This window comes from Paenibacillus sp. GCM10027629, from assembly GCF_042676425.1.
GTDB classification, from domain to species: domain Bacteria; phylum Bacillota; class Bacilli; order Paenibacillales; family Paenibacillaceae; genus Paenibacillus_K; species Paenibacillus_K terrigena.
Genome location: NZ_JBHTGZ010000012.1, coordinates 464,587 through 480,128, shown reverse-complemented (window position 1 = coordinate 480,128; position 15,542 = coordinate 464,587). Strand labels below are relative to the sequence as shown.

Annotated in this window: 14 protein-coding genes; 13 read left to right on the top strand and 1 reads right to left on the bottom strand. The window is 48.3% G+C overall.

Translation table 11 applies throughout. The annotated features are described in order from the left end of the window. Window positions 1-76 precede the first annotated feature (76 nt). The 6 genes from ACFQZR_RS22775 to ACFQZR_RS22750 all read left to right on the top strand — a co-directional run bounded on the left by ACFQZR_RS22775 (window position 77) and on the right by ACFQZR_RS22750 (window position 5,738). Window positions 77-1,024, top strand: coding sequence for a PstS family phosphate ABC transporter substrate-binding protein (locus ACFQZR_RS22775; protein WP_379350185.1), 948 nt, complete (start codon window positions 77-79; stop codon window positions 1,022-1,024). A gap of 26 nt (window positions 1,025-1,050) precedes the next feature. Next, complete coding sequence (gene pstC / locus ACFQZR_RS22770; RefSeq protein ID WP_379350183.1) at window positions 1,051-1,980, top strand: phosphate ABC transporter permease subunit PstC; 930 nt, start codon at window positions 1,051-1,053, stop codon at window positions 1,978-1,980. A gap of 4 nt (window positions 1,981-1,984) precedes the next feature. Further along, window positions 1,985-2,860, top strand: a complete 876-nt coding sequence (pstA, locus tag ACFQZR_RS22765) for a phosphate ABC transporter permease PstA (protein ID WP_379350181.1) — start codon at window positions 1,985-1,987, stop codon at window positions 2,858-2,860. A 61-nt stretch (window positions 2,861-2,921) separates the two neighbouring features. Then, complete coding sequence (gene pstB / locus ACFQZR_RS22760) at window positions 2,922-3,677, top strand: phosphate ABC transporter ATP-binding protein PstB (RefSeq protein WP_379350178.1); 756 nt, start codon at window positions 2,922-2,924, stop codon at window positions 3,675-3,677. A 30-nt stretch (window positions 3,678-3,707) separates the two neighbouring features. Beyond that, on the top strand, window positions 3,708-4,361 hold the full coding sequence (gene phoU / locus ACFQZR_RS22755) for a phosphate signaling complex protein PhoU (RefSeq protein WP_379350176.1): 654 nt from the start codon (window positions 3,708-3,710) through the stop codon (window positions 4,359-4,361). 750 nt (window positions 4,362-5,111) lie between these two features. Next, entirely contained in the window at window positions 5,112-5,738 is a 627-nt protein-coding gene (locus ACFQZR_RS22750; RefSeq protein WP_379350174.1) for a hypothetical protein, read from the top strand. 15 nt (window positions 5,739-5,753) lie between these two features. Here the strand turns inward: ACFQZR_RS22750 and ACFQZR_RS22745 are convergent, their stop codons facing one another. Next, window positions 5,754-6,896, bottom strand: coding sequence for an ROK family protein (locus ACFQZR_RS22745; protein WP_379350172.1), 1,143 nt, complete (start codon window positions 6,894-6,896; stop codon window positions 5,754-5,756). Between the two features lie 212 nt (window positions 6,897-7,108). On the opposite strand from ACFQZR_RS22745, the gene xylA reads away from it, so the two are divergent. The 7 genes from xylA (at window position 7,109) to ACFQZR_RS22710 (ending at window position 15,542) form a co-directional block, all read left to right on the top strand. Continuing rightward, entirely contained in the window at window positions 7,109-8,422 is a 1,314-nt protein-coding gene (gene xylA / locus ACFQZR_RS22740) for a xylose isomerase (protein ID WP_379350170.1), read from the top strand. A 25-nt stretch (window positions 8,423-8,447) separates the two neighbouring features. Beyond that, complete coding sequence (gene xylB, locus ACFQZR_RS22735) at window positions 8,448-9,941, top strand: xylulokinase (RefSeq protein ID WP_379350168.1); 1,494 nt, start codon at window positions 8,448-8,450, stop codon at window positions 9,939-9,941. 220 nt (window positions 9,942-10,161) lie between these two features. Then, the gene (locus ACFQZR_RS22730; protein ID WP_379350166.1) at window positions 10,162-11,133 is read left to right on the top strand and encodes a sugar-binding transcriptional regulator; all 972 of its coding nucleotides are present in this window, start codon (window positions 10,162-10,164) and stop codon (window positions 11,131-11,133) included. A gap of 39 nt (window positions 11,134-11,172) precedes the next feature. After that, window positions 11,173-12,102: a sugar ABC transporter substrate-binding protein gene (locus tag ACFQZR_RS22725; RefSeq protein ID WP_379350164.1), complete on the top strand. Its 930-nt coding sequence runs from the start codon at window positions 11,173-11,175 to the stop codon at window positions 12,100-12,102. 71 nt (window positions 12,103-12,173) lie between these two features. Next, window positions 12,174-13,670 carry a sugar ABC transporter ATP-binding protein gene (locus ACFQZR_RS22720; RefSeq protein ID WP_379350162.1) on the top strand — a complete coding sequence of 499 codons (1,497 nt, stop codon included), beginning with the start codon at window positions 12,174-12,176 and terminating at the stop codon, window positions 13,668-13,670. A gap of 76 nt (window positions 13,671-13,746) precedes the next feature. After that, complete coding sequence (locus ACFQZR_RS22715) at window positions 13,747-14,721, top strand: ABC transporter permease (RefSeq protein ID WP_379350160.1); 975 nt, start codon at window positions 13,747-13,749, stop codon at window positions 14,719-14,721. Beyond that, window positions 14,718-15,542, top strand: coding sequence for a tryptophan synthase subunit alpha (locus tag ACFQZR_RS22710; RefSeq protein ID WP_379350158.1), 825 nt, complete (start codon window positions 14,718-14,720; stop codon window positions 15,540-15,542). Before ACFQZR_RS22715 ends, ACFQZR_RS22710 begins: the two co-directional genes overlap by 4 nt.

The following is a 15,542-nucleotide window of genomic DNA, read 5'->3' as shown; positions in this document are numbered from 1 at the left end:
TTATGATACAGCTATAGAAGTTAATCAATCAACTAGAGGAGTGGTAGAATTGCTACACAAAAATAAAAAAAGTTACATGATGTTAGTCATGTTGTTGATCGTTGCCGTTGCACTTGCAGCATGCGGCGGAGGTAAGAAAGAAGAAGCGGGAACAGGCACAACGGATACAGGCACTGGAGCAGCATTATCCGGTACGATTGAAATTGACGGTTCAAGTACAGTTTTCCCATTAACAGAAGCAGCAGCAGAGGAATTCGGTAAAGAAAATGCAGGCGTTCGCGTATCGGTTGGTACAGCTGGAACAGGCGGCGGATTCAAACGTTTTATCAAAGGTGAAATTGCGATGAGCAATGCATCCCGTCCAATCAAAGACAAAGAAGCTGAAGAAGCAAAAGCAGCGGGCATCGATTATAAAGAATTAGAAGTAGCTTACGATGGTCTATCTGTTGTCGTGAACAAAGAGAACACTTGGGTGGATAAATTAACACTTGATGAATTGAAAAAAATCTATGGTCCAGAAGCTACAGCGAAAACTTGGGCAGATGTACGCGCAGGATGGCCGGCAGAGCCAATCAAGATCTACTCGCCAGGCTCTGAGCATGGAACATTCGACTACTTCACAGAAGTAATCAATGGTAAAGCGCAAGAAAGCCGCAATGACAAGCAAATCACATTTGCAGCAGATACGAACTCGATTGTGTCTGGTGTTGAAGGCGACAAAACGTCCATTGGCTACTTTGGATTCTCCTTCTACGAAGAGAACCAAGATAAGTTGAAATTAGTTCCTATCGATAATGGAACAGCAGTTGTATCACCATCGGCAGAGACGATTAAAGATAATTCTTACGCGCCGCTATCCCGTCCATTGTATGTATACCTGAACACGAAAGCTCTTGAGAAACCAGAAGTAAAAGCTTTCACAGAATACTATTTGAAAAATGTAGCTAACTTCGCTCAAGAAGTCGGATTCATCGCTCTTCCGCAAGAGAAATACGATGAGCAAATTGCAGCGCTTAACAAGTAGAACGATATAGAAAAGAGGCATACACCATGAACCAAGCGAAGGAACGCCCAGGCATTACCAGCATCTCCTTCAAAAATAAGAAGACGTACATCCTAGATCGTGCGATGCCCCTATTCCTGTTCTTATGTGCAGCGGTCTCGATTGTAACTACAATCGGGATCGTCTACACGTTGTTATCCGAGACCGTTGATTTTTTCCGTAAAATCCCGATCTTCGATTTCATCTTCGGAACGAACTGGAGTCCGCTCATCGCGCCGAAATCATTCGGAATTCTCCCGCTGCTCAGCGGTACGATGATGATTACGATCATTGCATGTCTATTCGCAATTCCCGTAGGTCTAGCTTGTGCAATTTATCTGAGTGAATATGCACCGACGAGAGTGCGGAAAATTGTGAAGCCGGTATTGGAAGTGTTGGCAGGCGTTCCAACGATTGTTTATGGATATTTCGCACTGACATTTGTAACGCCATTGATTCGTATGATTTTCCCGGACACGGGGGTGTTTAATGCACTGAGTGCCGGTATTGTTGTCGGGATCATGATCATTCCGATGGTATCTTCCTTAAGTGAAGATGCGATGCAGGCTGTACCGCGCAGTTTACGTCACGGTGCATATGCGCTTGGCGCAACCAGATTTGAAGTGGCGCTGAAGGTCGTCGTCCCGGCGGCGTTCTCCGGTATTGTATCCTCCGCCGTTCTCGCGTTCTCTCGAGCCATTGGAGAGACGATGATCGTTGCTGTCGCAGCAGGTGCAACACCGAAGATGACATTCAATCCGCTAGAGAGCATTCAGACGATGACAGGATATATTGTACAGGTAAGCCTTGGGGATATCCCGCACGGGTCTATCGAATATGGAACGATTTATGCGGTAGGGATGGCGTTGTTCGTCATTACATTCTTATTGAACATTCTAGCCCTATGGGTCGCGAGACGGTTCAGGGAGGAGTACTAAGCAGATGAGTATTTTACAAGATGCCAACAGAGAACAGATTAGCCGTAGACGTAAAATCGATTGGATTCTGCACATACTCTTTATCGCAGCGACCGCAGTTGGAATCCTAGCGCTAATGGCGCTCCTCGTGAACATTATGATGGATGGGTTATCGAGATTGTCCCCGGACTTGTTCACGAACTATCCGTCACGGATGGCTTCGAAGGCTGGACTGAAATCCGCCATCGTAGGCTCCATCTATATGGTGCTGATCATGACGCCAATTTCTTTCATTCTAGGTGTCGGAGCGGCCATTTACTTGGAAGAATATGCGAATAAGAATTGGCTTACACGTCTTATTCAATTAAATATAAGTACATTGGCAGGCGTGCCTTCCATCGTCTACGGGATCTTAGGACTTACGATTTTCGTACGTGGTATGCACTTGGAACGGAGCTTGTTATCGGGTGCATTGACGATGACACTCTTGATCCTTCCAATTATTATCGTATCTGCGCAAGAAGCGCTGCGCGCGGTGCCAAGACAACGCCGTGATGCATCCTTCGCACTTGGCGCAACACGGTGGCAGACAGTATCCGGTTCAGTACTGCCATCCGCGATGCCAGGGATTATGACGGGTGTCATTCTCGCATTATCTCGTGCGATTGGTGAGACAGCTCCGCTTGTTATGATCGGTGCACTGACGTTCGTGGCATTTTTGCCAAATGGCATTATGGACTCATTCACTGTTATGCCGATTCAGATTTTTAACTGGATTTCGAGACCGCAGGAAGCTTTCCATGAACTTGCAGCCGCAGGGATCATTCTCTTACTTGGCTTGCTGCTCATTATGAACTTCGCGGCGATCCTACTCAGAAACAAATACTCTAAAAATTTGTAATGTACTATTTCAACAAGCTCGACGCTCGATTCCAGCTGTAATTAAAGGAGAGAAATAACGTATGAATACGTTGATCGATATTAAAAAATTGAATTTATATTATGGCACGTACCACGCGCTCAAAGATGTATCTCTTACGATTCCAGAAAAGGCGGTCACGGCGTTTATCGGACCATCCGGGTGTGGTAAATCAACCTTGTTGCGTACGTTAAACCGTATGAATGACATGATTGCTGGCACGAAAATCGTAGGCAGCGTAGAAATTACCGGTACGGACATTTATAGCAATGAGGTGGATGTGGAGACTCTTCGCAAGAAAGTCGGCATGGTGTTCCAGCAGCCGAATCCTTTTCCTAAATCGATCTACGACAATATTGCATACGGCCCGAGATTGCACGGCATTCGGAGTAAACAGAAGCTTGATGAGATTGTAGAGCAAAGCTTGCGCCAGGCGGTTCTGTGGGATGAAGTTAAAGACTACTTGAAGCGTTCCGCGTTTAGTCTCTCAGGCGGTCAACAGCAACGTCTATGTATTGCGCGTGCACTAGCTGTCAATCCAGATATTCTCTTGATGGATGAGGCGACTTCTGCCCTTGACCCAATCTCGACACTGAAGATTGAAGAGTTGGTACAAGAGCTGAAAGATCGCTATACCATTGTTATGGTTACACACAACATGCATCAGGCCGCGCGTGTCTCGGATCAGACCGTGTTCTTCTTGAACGGGGAAGTCGTCGAGTTCTCGCAGACGGAGCAATTATTCTCGAATCCAACGGACCAACGTACCGAGGACTATATTACAGGACGTTTCGGTTAATCCGAAATCAATGTGCAGGAGGAGACGGCAATGCCTAGAAAAGAATTTGATTCAGGGCTCAATGAACTGACGAAGCTGTTAGAAGCGATGGGTAACGAAACGGAACAAATGCTGAAAGAGTCTATCGAATCGCTGCAGCGCTTGGATGTAAATCATGCGCGAGCTCTTATCGCCCGCGATTCAGAGATCAACCACATGGAGGAACGCATCCTGGATGTGGGCTCCAAGTTGATTCTCACACAGCAGCCGGTGGCTAAAGATTTGCGCCGCATTCTCGTGGCTTTCAAAATCTCTAGCGATTTGGAGCGTATGGCGGATCTCTCCGTAGATATTGCGAAAGTTGTCGTTCGTCTTGAAGGGCAGACGCTCGTCAAGCCATTGATCGATATTCCACGGATGGGTGAGACGGTACAGCAGATGATCTTTGAATCGATTCGTGCTTATATGGAAGAGAACGTGGATCTGGCTTACAAAATGTCCAAAGACGATGACGTTGTGGATCAGCTCTATAGCCAAATCGTGCGTGAGTTGTTCACGCTGATGGTGGAAGATCCGAAGACGGTATCCCAAGCGATGCTCTTAACGTTCGTTGGACGTTACATCGAGCGGATCGCGGATCACGCCACGAATATTGGCGAGAGTGTCGTGTTCCTCGTAACGGGGAAGCGGCCAGAACTCAATTAGTGGAAATCCCCTTGTGCTTGTTGGCAAGGGGATTTAGTGCGTTAAGTGGAGAGTGAGGCGAGCAGAGTGGGAGTGAAGGGGTATCTCTTTCCGGTCGATTCTTGTCCGCCATTTCCTTGGATTAGATAGAAGGAAGGAAATGGCTCCCAAAGATCGAACGTAAACTCCTCCAAGAGATACCCCTCTCACTTTGGTAGCTCGCCTTTGTGAAGCTAACAAATCCCCTTGCCAAAGAGCGCAAGGGAAGGGAGGCGAGCGGAGTAGAAGTGAAGGGGTATCTCTTTCCGGTCGATACTTGTCCGCCATTTCCTTGGATTAGATAGAAGGAGGGAAATGGCTCCCAAAGATCGAACGTAAACTCCTCCAAGAGATACCCCTCTCACTTTGGTAGCTCGCTTTGTGAAGTTAACAAATCCCCTTGCCAAAGAGCACAAGGGGATTTGGCGTGTAACGAATCGTAAAGAGCTTATTCGCCTCAAATTGGATCGTTTATCGAGCTAACGAATCCCAGACACGCTATTGTGCTCAAAATGAGCGAAAACAGGCTCAAATGTAAGGAATAGCGTGTCACCGATTCGTTAGAATTTCAAAATGCCCATTTTGGGACAAATAGCGATTACTGGGTTCGTTAGCCATAGGCATGTCGGATCAGCGGTTGCCACGAGCAGATTGTTATGGGATTATCTGTAAATATGAGCTATGCTATACATAGGGAGATTCTCCCTGCATTCCGCACTAGGAGGGACAAAGATGAAGAAGCGGCATGTCTTTTTGCTCCTGCTTATGATTTCACTCATCTGGCTCGCGCGAAGTCATCTGAATCAATCGCTTGGTGAAGTCGCGTTTCGAGCGATCGGATTGTCGCCGTGGTCCGAAGGGACGCAAGGATTACATATCCCGAATATTATCGGCCTCATAATGTTGGTAATCAGCTTCATGGGTGTCGTCAACGGTTACCGTCCCATCTATCCGAAGATTGTTAGTCGGCTCTTGATTGGCGTCATCCTATTGTTTGCTGTGATACCTTGGGTGACGGAGAATACGATGTACCTCATCCATTACAACGCGAAGGGCACAGGTTCCATTCAGGTCGCGCCGAAGGATCCACGTGCCTATATCGAGCGCAATGAAGCGGGCGAATTGATAATTCGATCCCAAGATTACAAGATTTACAATTATGGGCGAGCAACGCGAATGAAGGTTGTTCCGATCCCGCAGGATTTGGAATGGCGCGATGTAACTTTCGATCCATTTGAACTCCAATTGGAGCCGCACTCTCAGATGAATGTTAGCATGACGTTCAAAGGCAGGCACACCAAGGGGGCCGAGTATAGTCAAGATAGTCTTATCGATATCCAAGTCATCGCGGCGGAGTAATCTCTGGTTTTCAAACTACACCAATGTCGCACGATCCTTCGAGAAAAAGCCAGAGATCGCATAATACGCTGCGCCAAGCAGCGTGGAGCGGGTCTCGAGCTGCGCGAATCGGATCGTCGTATGTTTGCGGTGATAGGATAAGGAACGTGATGCCACCGTCTGTTGAATCGCGCTCGTGATGTAGCGTTCCGCTCGGGATATTTGGTTTCCAATGATGATGAGCTCTGGATTGAAGGTGTTGATAATCGTACTGATGCCAATCCCGAGATATTCACCGATTTCATAGAATCCACGGATGCCATCCGCATCGCCATCAGAAGCCAATCGCAGCAAAGTCTTAAAGTCAAAATTCGGATGGGCGCTAGCAGATGCATACAGCTCCCAGCAGCCTTTATTCCCGCAGCGGCATTTGCGCCCGTTCGCCTCAATCGTCATATGTCCCATTTCACCAGACAAGCCTGCAGCACCGCGGAAGAGCTCTCCGCCAATCATGATGCCCGTACCAATCCCTTCACTAACGGAAATATAGACGATGTTCGATGCAGAGCGGCCAGCGCCGTATTGCAGTTCTCCTACTGCACCCGCATTGGCTTCATTATCAATGGTAACAGGAAGCCTGAACTGATCGGATACGAGCGTATGCAGATCGACATGCTCCCAATCAAGGTTTGGTGCGAATAGAATTTGCCCCTTCTCATCCACGATGCCAGGCACGCCGATGCCAATGCCGACAATGCCATAACGGGATGAAGGTGCACGATCGATCATCGCTTGTATAGCTGAGAATAACCCTTCAATGACCTGACCGCGATCCGTCGTATCAAGTGGACGTTGATCTTCTTCGATCATCTCGCCATTCAAATTCGTTAATAACGTACGAATACTCGAAACACCCAGCTCAACACCAATCGCATAGCCAGCTGTCTCATGGAATAGCAGCATGACGGGTTTGCGGCCCCCGCTTGATTTACCTGTACCGATCTCGAGAATAAGACCATTGTCGATTAACTCCTGTACGAGAGAGGAGACGGTTCCTTTATTTAATCCGGTCATTTTGGACACGGCTGCACGCGAAATGGGGGAGTGCTCCCGAATCGTATCAAGAACAATGGATTTATTGATTTTTTTGACGAGAAATTGATCACCTGTTGTCTTCATGAAACCTCCTGCTTGTACGTTCATTCGTATAACCGATAAATTATCGTTGTTGTCATTATATCAGCATAATGAAGAAATTTCTTGAAATAAATGACATATTTTCAGCGATTATCAAAACAATAATAACTTAGTTTAACCAATAGACAAACTAAGTTCATGAATGTATACTGAACCCATAAGCAAGATAATTCACCATTTGGAGGTAATCATTGATGACTTATTTCGAAGGTATTTCCCCGATTGCATATGAAGGTAGAGGCTCGAAGAACCCGCTAGCATTTAAACATTACAATCCGAAGGAAGTTGTCGCAGGCAAAACGATGGAGGAGCACTTGCGCTTCGCTGTAGCTTATTGGCATACATTCACAGCTAACGGGACGGATCCGTTCGGTGCAGGGACGATGGTGCGGAACTGGGATCGTTACACCGGACTTGATCTCGCCAAAGCTCGCGCAGAGGCTTCTTTCGAATTCATTACGAAGCTTGGCGTGCCGTTCTTCGCATTTCATGATCGCGATATCGCGCCGGAAGGTGCAACGCTGCAAGAGACGAATAAGAATCTAGATGTTATTGTAGAGATGATGAAGCAGTTCATGAAGGACACGGGCGTCAAATTACTGTGGAACACGCAGAACATGTTCACGAATCCGCGGTTCGTACATGGTGCAGGGACGACATCGAATGCAGATGTATACGCCTATGCAGCGGCACAAGTTAAGAAAAGTCTTGAAATAGGCAAAGAACTCGGTGCGGAAAATTATGTATTCTGGGGCGGACGTGAAGGTTATGAGACGCTGCTCAATACAGATATGAAGCTGGAACTGGATAACCTAGCGCATCTATACCGAATGGCTATTGATTATGCGAAGGAAATTGGTTTTGACGCGCAATTCTTGATCGAGCCGAAGCCGAAGGAGCCGACGAAGCATCAATATGATTTTGACGCTGCGACGACGATGAACTTCCTACGCACGTATGGCTTACAAGATCATTTCAAATTGAATCTGGAAGCGAACCATGCAACACTAGCAGGACATACGTTTGAACATGAGATTCGTGTTGCGAGTATTAACGGCATGCTGGGATCTCTTGATGCGAACCAAGGGGATATGCTCCTCGGTTGGGATACGGATGAGTTCCCGCAAGATTTGACACAGACGACGTTGACGATGTACGAAGTTTTGAAAAACGGCGGCATTGGTCGTGGCGGCGTCAATTTCGATGCCAAGGTTCGCCGCGCATCCTTCGATCAAGAAGACTTGTTCTTCGCGCATATTGCGGGGATGGATGCCTATGCGAAGGGATTGAAGGTAGCTGCCCAATTGATCGAAGACCGTGTGCTTGAGGATGTTGTAGAGAAGCGTTACGGCTCTTTCCGAGAAGGGATTGGCGCAGAGATTGCAGCTGGTACGGCAACGTTGAAATCGCTCGAAGCTTATGCATTACAGAATCATCCGATTCAAAACGCTTCAGGTCGTCAAGAGCAAATCAAGGCGATCGTGAACGAATATTTGTTGTCGGAGTAAGAAGCAGACCATAGGAGAGATGGCAATGAAATATGTAATCGGGGTTGACCTAGGTACAAGCGCCGTTAAGGCACTGTTGGTTGATCGAAACGGGCATGTCGTTCATGAAGCGAGTGCGAGTTACCCCTTATTCCATGAACAATCCGGTTATAGCGAGCAGCGGCCAGAAGATTGGGTAACAGGTACAATGGACGTCATGAAGCAGTTGCTTGCCATGGGGAGCGTGAAGGCAGAGGACATCGACGGGATATCCTTCTCAGGCCAAATGCACGGCCTTGTCTTGCTGGATGCAAGCCACCAAGTGCTGCGCAATGCGATTCTCTGGAATGATACACGTACGACACCGCAATGTCGGCAGATTGAGGATCGGTTGGGGCCAATGCTGTTGGATACAGCCCGTAATGCGGCGCTCGAAGGCTTCACGCTTCCGAAGCTGCTGTGGGTGAAGGAGCATGAACCGGAAATTTATGCGCAGGCGGATGTATTCCTTTTGCCCAAAGACTATGTTCGATATCGTATGACGGGTCACATTGCTCAAGAATATTCCGATGCGGCAGGGACGCTGCTCTTGGACGTAGCTAATAAACGCTGGAGTTCAGCGATATGCAGCGCAGTGGGTGTGGAGGAACGGCTGTGTCCACCACTCGTCGAATCCCATGCCTTTGTAGGGTATGTAACGGCGGATTTTGCAGCGTCGACGGGATTATCTGTGCATACCAAAGTGTTCGCTGGCGGTGCAGATAATGCTTGTGGCGCGATTGGAGCAGGAATTCTATCGGATGGCAAGGCGATGTGTTCAATCGGTACGTCCGGGGTGATCTTGTCCTATGAGGAGAATAAGGCACTTCCTGTCGCAGGCAAAGTCCACTTCTTCAACCATGCGCAGCAGGATGCATATTACGCCATGGGCGTTACACTTGCAGCTGGCTATTCTTTGCAGTGGTTCCATGATACTTTCTGCAAGACACAGTCATTCCCGGATATGCTGAGCGGTCTAGCATCCACAGATGTTGGTGCGAAGGGGCTGCTATTCACGCCGTATCTAGTGGGTGAGCGTACGCCGCATCCGGATGCGAATATTCGTGGCTCGTTCATCGGCATGGACGCCTCACATACACAAGAGCATTTCACGCGGGCTGTGATCGAAGGCATTACTTTTTCACTACGGGAGTCGCTTGATATTCTGCGTGATGCAGGGAAGCATATTCCGATGATGATCTCGATTGGCGGCGGTGCCAAGAATGAGACCTGGCTGCAGATTCAAGCGGATGTGTTCAATGCAGAAATTGTGCGTCTTACGAGCGAGCAAGGGCCAGGGATGGGTGCGGCTATGCTTGCAGCTCACGGCTGCGGTTGGTTCGAATCGCTGGAAGCCTGCGCGAATGAGTTCTTAAGACCTGCCCAGAGATATCAGCCGAACCCGGAAAATGTTGCAAAATACGATCAACTCTATCGATTTTACCAGCAAGTATATGATCAAACGAAGGCATTATCTGAGTCATTAGCCGCATTTCGTTAACTGAACGTTGTATCTCAAGCTCTAGTCCAAATTTCATTTGGATTAGGGCTTTTTGTCTTGAACTGTAAAAATCGATTTTTGAGGCATTTACACGAAATTTGTATGATTTTGTCTAATGAAAACCAATAAATCCCTTGTCAAATATATGAAATGGCTTTAAGATTAAATACGAACAATATTTCATTTTTGAACATTTGTGCCAGAAAGGGGAATTTTCAGCATGACTGATATCGCAGAAGAAAGAACGAGGTTACTCGTCAAAGTGAGCCATTTGTACTACATGGATGGCCTCAATCAACAAGAAATTGCGGAGAGACTCGGAATTTCCAGACCGCAGATCAGTCGCATGTTAAGTGCTGCGAAAGCGCAAGGAATCGTACAGATTTCGATTCGCAACCCGTACTCTGAGGAACAGGTGTATGAGAGGGTGATTGCCGAAACCTTCGGAATCCATGATGTGATTATTATTCAGATGCCAGAAGAAGAACAGCATTTGATCGATTTGAAGCTTGCAAGAGCGGGCGCCGCACTGCTTGAATCCGTACTTAAAGACTATGACACCGTAGGGATTATGGCAGGGAGAACAGTCTCTGAGCTCAGCAAAGAACTGAATTATTTCAGCCGCAAGCATATGCAGATCGTTCCGTTGATCGGAGGCTGGGGCGCTGAAGGCGCAACATGGCATGCGAATTCGAATGCACGCGTCATTGGAGAGAAGTTGAAGGCAAAGTATCTGCAGCTCAATGCACCCGCGGTTGTAGGGTCCAAGGATGTGCGCGATACGATTGTAAATGAGCCGGAGATATCGAAGGTCGTGGACATGTGGGATCAGGTAAATGTGGCTGTCGTAGGCATCAGTCAAGTGACCGACGAAGCATCTGTTGTGAAGTTTGGGTATTTTGGCACGAAAGAAATGAATGAGATCAAGTCTATGGGCGCGGTCGGCGGCATCTGTACTTCGTTTTTAGACGAGCAGGGTCATGTGATTTCATATCCATCTGAACAGCGAATGATCGGCATGAGTGCGGAGACATTACGGCGAATACCGAATGTGATCGCAACCGCGAGTGGTATGGATAAAGTCCCAGCCATATGTTCTGTCTTGCGAGGGAAATGGGTCAATGTACTCGTCACGGATATGGCTACGGCCAAGGCTGTGTTAGAGTGGCATCACGCTCATCCCGTTACATAGAACCGTATCAAGAGAAAGAAATGACTAGGGGGAATAATAATGAAAAAGGCAGTATCCGTGTTATTATCTATCATTTTTATCATTAGTCTAGCAGCGTGCTCAGGCGGCGGTAATTCAAGCAAGGATGGCGAGAAGAACGTGTCCATCATGACGCCATTCTTATCATCCGTAACGACGAACGAGATGGTCGAGGCGCTGAAGAAGCAAGCCGCTGATCATGGCTGGAAAGCCAATGTCATCGATACGAAGGGCGATGTAGGTCAATTAGCTAGCCGCATGGAGGATGTCATCGCGAGCAAAACGGATGCGATTATCATCGTAAGTACGGACCCGAACCAATTGAAAGCACAAATTCAATCGGCGAAAGAGAAGAATATCCCGGTTATGGGCTGTGACGCTGGATATATTGATGGCATGACGATGAACGCGACAAGCGACAATACGGAAATGTCGAAAATGATTACAACGCACTTATTCGATACAATCGGCAAAAAAGGAAATTTGGTTGCTTTAACGTACCGTGCGCATCCAGGTGTTCTGAAACGTACGCTTTTCCTTGATCAAATGTTAAGCGAGAACGCAGATGTGAAGAAAGTAACGGAAATGCAAGTTGAAGTTCCTGGGCCAATCGAGAGCGCACGTAAACAAATGGAGAGCTTATTGCTCGCGAATAAAGAGCCAGGTTCGATCACAGCAGTATGGACAGGATGGGATGAGCCAGCAATTGGTGCAGCACAAGCGATCGAAGCATCTGGACGTAAAGATATCGTCGTTATCGGAATCGACGGCAACAGTCAAGCGGTAGAAATGATCAAGAAGGGTTCACCATTGATCGCAACCGTCAAACAGAACTTCCCTGGAATGGCAGAAATCGTAGCGCAACAGCTTGATCTCGTATTCCAAGGCAAAGCGGTTGAAGGTACAGAATTGTACGCACCAGCAAGCTTAATTACGAAAGACCAAGGATAACACAAATGGATGAAGGTAGAGCGGCTGGTCTCCAGCCGCTTTATTCCTTCCATGGCAGGAGGATGACCTGGATGTCACTGTTAGAGGTTCAACAACTGGATAAGAAGTTCGGTCTACATCACGCCCTCTCGGACATTTCCCTCTCGATCGCGTCAGGCGAAGTCGTGGGTCTAGTGGGGGAGAATGGCGCAGGTAAATCGACGTTCATCAAAATTATAACAGGTGTCTATACACCGGATGGCGGTCGCATCGCATGGAATGGACAAGCCGTTACGATTCATTCACCGCGTGATGCGCATCGTTTGGGCATTCATGTAATCCATCAAGAGCGGCATTTAATCCCTTCGTTCTCAGGGTATGAGAATTTGTATCTCGGTCTTCCGCTTCCACAGCTGAAATTCGGACTTCGGGTCAAGTGGAACCAGATGAAGGAACGTGCTGAGGCTGTGAAAAAAGAGCTTGGGATCGAGTTGGATTTGACGAAAACCGCAGAGGAGATGTCCCCGCCAGAACGTACGATGCTCGAGCTGATGCGGGTTATGATGCAGGATTGCAAGCTGCTAATTCTCGACGAGCCGACAGCATCGTTAACCGATCAGGAGACGGAAGTTCTATTCCGCCTGATCGAACGGATGACGGACCAAGGGACAGCGATTCTGTATGTCTCGCACCGGATGGAGGAAATTTTCCGATTATCCGATCGAATTATCGTATTTCGGAACGGCAAGTGGGCAGGTACGCTTCAACGGGAAGAAGCCGATCTCAAGAAAGTGATTTCTTATATGACGGATACAGACTATCAAGGAACAACGGCACAAGAGCGCAGAAATGCCTTGCATGAGCCTGTACTTCTTGAAGTGAGAAACTTATCTACCGTCGATGGTACGGTGAGAGATACCAGCTTCCGTGTCCATCGCGGTGAAATTGTCGGCATCTTCGGTCTGGCTGGAGCGGGACGTACGGAATTACTCGAAGCGATCTATGGCGGGCGGCCGATTCAGAGTGGCGATGTGGCAGTCGCAGGGAAAACGCAGCGCATTGCCACACCGCAGCAAGCCTTGGAGAACGGCATGGTACTCATCCCTGAAGATCGCAGATCGGAAGGTCTCGTCATGAATCTGACGATTCGCGAGAATATGACACTGCCTCGTCTGAAACATTTCTCAACGGGATTCTACGTGCGGCAGCGGTTCGAGAAGAGCGAAGTGCGGCGTTTTATGGATCACATGAATGTCAAAGCAACGTCCAGTGAGCAGAACGTATCCGAGCTTAGTGGAGGGAATCAACAGAAAGTCGTCTTTGCCAAAGCAATGATGAACAATCCGGAGCTCTTCTTATGTGATGAGGCAACGCAAGCGGTTGATGTCATGACGCGCGAAGAAATTCATCGCCTGCTTAGGCAGCAAGCGAGTGAAAAGCGCGGGGTTGTCTATGTCTCTTCTGATATTCACGAAATATTGGACTTATGTGATCGGATCTATGTGCTTCGAGAAGGGTCTATCGTGGCTGAAGTGCCTGGTGGGGAAGCGAGCTCCGAACAACTCTTACAAATTTGCTATAATCGGTAATTTAAAAGTCACCTTATGATCACGAAGTATTCGACTTTTTGAACTTCGGATTTTATCGATGAAAGGAAGACCTATCATGGAAACTACGAAACTAACAAAAAGCTCTTCTTCAATCGAGTGGGGCAAAATATTTAGATCCTATGGCACGGTGATCGCCGGTGTAATCATCACGATTATTTTCAGCGTACTGAATCCGGACTCATTCGCGACACTGGATAATGCCATCAACATTAGTCGTCAAATTTCATTCCTCGTTATCATTGGGATTGGTGCGACAATCGTCATGTCTGTTAGTGAATTTGACCTATCGATCGGAGCGATTGCAAGTCTTGGCGGGGTCATTGCGGCGAAAATTGCAGCCAGCGGCGGACCGATCTGGATCGCTTTTCTAGCACCGGTTCTTGTGGCGCTGGTTGTCGGCTTCATCAACGGATGGATCGTAACGCAGTTCCGCGTATTATCATTCATTACGACACTTGCGATGAGTACCATTCTGGGCGGATTCACCTTTTGGCTAACAGGCGGTGCGACGATCTTCGAGAATATTCCAGACAGCTTCCGATTGGTCGGTCAGAAATCGCTGCTCGGTATACCGCTTCTCTCCATCGTCATGCTGCTGATTACGATTCTGTTCTGGTATGTGATGACGCAGACGGCTTTCGGCAGACGGCTCTATGCGATTGGCGGCAATGAATCGGCTTCCCGGATTGCAGGCCTTCGCGTGAAATGGAATAAAAACGCAGCGTTCGCCTTAGGTGCGGCACTTGCGGCATTAACGGGCGTACTTATGGCTTCACGTCTTGGCTCCGCGCATCCGACTGCAGGGAACGGATTGTTCCTACAGGCTTATGCAGCGGCATATCTTGGCATGACATCGTTCAAGGAAGGCGTACCGAACATTTGGGGAACCTTCGTGGGCGCCGCGATTATCGGGATTCTGGCGAATGGACTTACGATTATGCAGGTTCCGACATTTATGCAGGACGTCATCACAGGGTTGATCGTCATTGCAGCCGTTATTATGCAGAAGTTCGGACGTGGTTCGCGATGAGCAATCATTTTAACAGCAAGAGAAACTTACAAGCTTGGCAACGGATTGAAGAATTGCAAGAAGCGCTGTTGATTGGCTACTTCGTCTCCGGAGATCCGGATGTGGAGAAATCCCTTGAGATCGTGAAGGATTCTGCGACGGCAGGGATCGACATCTTCGAGATTGGCATCCCAAGCGCGAATCCGTACATGGACGGCGCTGTCATTAAGCGTGGACATGAACGGGTTCAAGCACATGCCGAGGACGAAGCGGGCAATGACTGGCTCACGCCTTATATGACGCGTCTTCGCCAGCAGATGGATGAGCCGATCTGGGCGATGGGCTACAAGAAGGAACTCGTCGAAGAGGGCCTTGCGCTGCAGCTCGCAGAAGCAGGTCTGATCGATGGTTTGGTGATCCCGGATGCGAGCATCGAGGATCAAATCGCGCTGCAGTCCGCCCTCGCGGTGCATGGCGTTGATGTCGTTGGATTCGTTAACGATGCGCTACCGGATGAAGAGATGAACCGGGTCTGCAGCGCGCTCAACATTCTCTATGCCCAGCTCTACACGGGAACAACAGGGAATCCGCTGGCGAACTCCAGCACGAATCTGTCCGATCTGTATGCGAAGGCTAGAACGTTCACGAAGACAGCGATGATCGTTGCTGGGTTCGGTCTGCGATCGGGGGACCGGGTGAAGTCCGTCGTGGCTAGCGGCTTCGAAGGCGCTGTCGTAGGGTCGGTTCTTGTAGCACGCTGCGAGACGGGGGAGCAGGATTATTTGTACCGTCTGATTTCGGAGATGAAAGAGAACACAACGCTTGCAGATATGAAGGAGTGA

Excerpts from the sequence above, each read along its gene's own strand:
- pstB (WP_379350178.1), top strand. The coding sequence starts at position 2,922 with ATGAATACGTTGATCGATATTAAAAAATTGAATTTATATTATGGCACG.
- ACFQZR_RS22775 (WP_379350185.1), top strand. The coding sequence starts at position 77 with ATGATGTTAGTCATGTTGTTGATCGTTGCCGTTGCACTTGCAGCATGC.
- ACFQZR_RS22750 (WP_379350174.1), top strand. The coding sequence starts at position 5,112 with ATGAAGAAGCGGCATGTCTTTTTGCTCCTGCTTATGATTTCACTCATC.
- phoU (WP_379350176.1), top strand. The coding sequence starts at position 3,708 with ATGCCTAGAAAAGAATTTGATTCAGGGCTCAATGAACTGACGAAGCTG.
- ACFQZR_RS22725 (WP_379350164.1), top strand. The coding sequence starts at position 11,173 with ATGAAAAAGGCAGTATCCGTGTTATTATCTATCATTTTTATCATTAGT.
- ACFQZR_RS22730 (WP_379350166.1), top strand. The coding sequence starts at position 10,162 with ATGACTGATATCGCAGAAGAAAGAACGAGGTTACTCGTCAAAGTGAGC.
- ACFQZR_RS22745 (WP_379350172.1), bottom strand. The coding sequence starts at position 6,896 with ATGAAGACAACAGGTGATCAATTTCTCGTCAAAAAAATCAATAAATCC.
- ACFQZR_RS22715 (WP_379350160.1), top strand. The coding sequence starts at position 13,747 with ATGGAAACTACGAAACTAACAAAAAGCTCTTCTTCAATCGAGTGGGGC.
- xylA (WP_379350170.1), top strand. The coding sequence starts at position 7,109 with ATGACTTATTTCGAAGGTATTTCCCCGATTGCATATGAAGGTAGAGGC.
- ACFQZR_RS22720 (WP_379350162.1), top strand. The coding sequence starts at position 12,174 with ATGTCACTGTTAGAGGTTCAACAACTGGATAAGAAGTTCGGTCTACAT.
- xylB (WP_379350168.1), top strand. The coding sequence starts at position 8,448 with ATGAAATATGTAATCGGGGTTGACCTAGGTACAAGCGCCGTTAAGGCA.
- pstC (WP_379350183.1), top strand. The coding sequence starts at position 1,051 with ATGAACCAAGCGAAGGAACGCCCAGGCATTACCAGCATCTCCTTCAAA.
- pstA (WP_379350181.1), top strand. The coding sequence starts at position 1,985 with ATGAGTATTTTACAAGATGCCAACAGAGAACAGATTAGCCGTAGACGT.
- ACFQZR_RS22710 (WP_379350158.1), top strand. The coding sequence starts at position 14,718 with ATGAGCAATCATTTTAACAGCAAGAGAAACTTACAAGCTTGGCAACGG.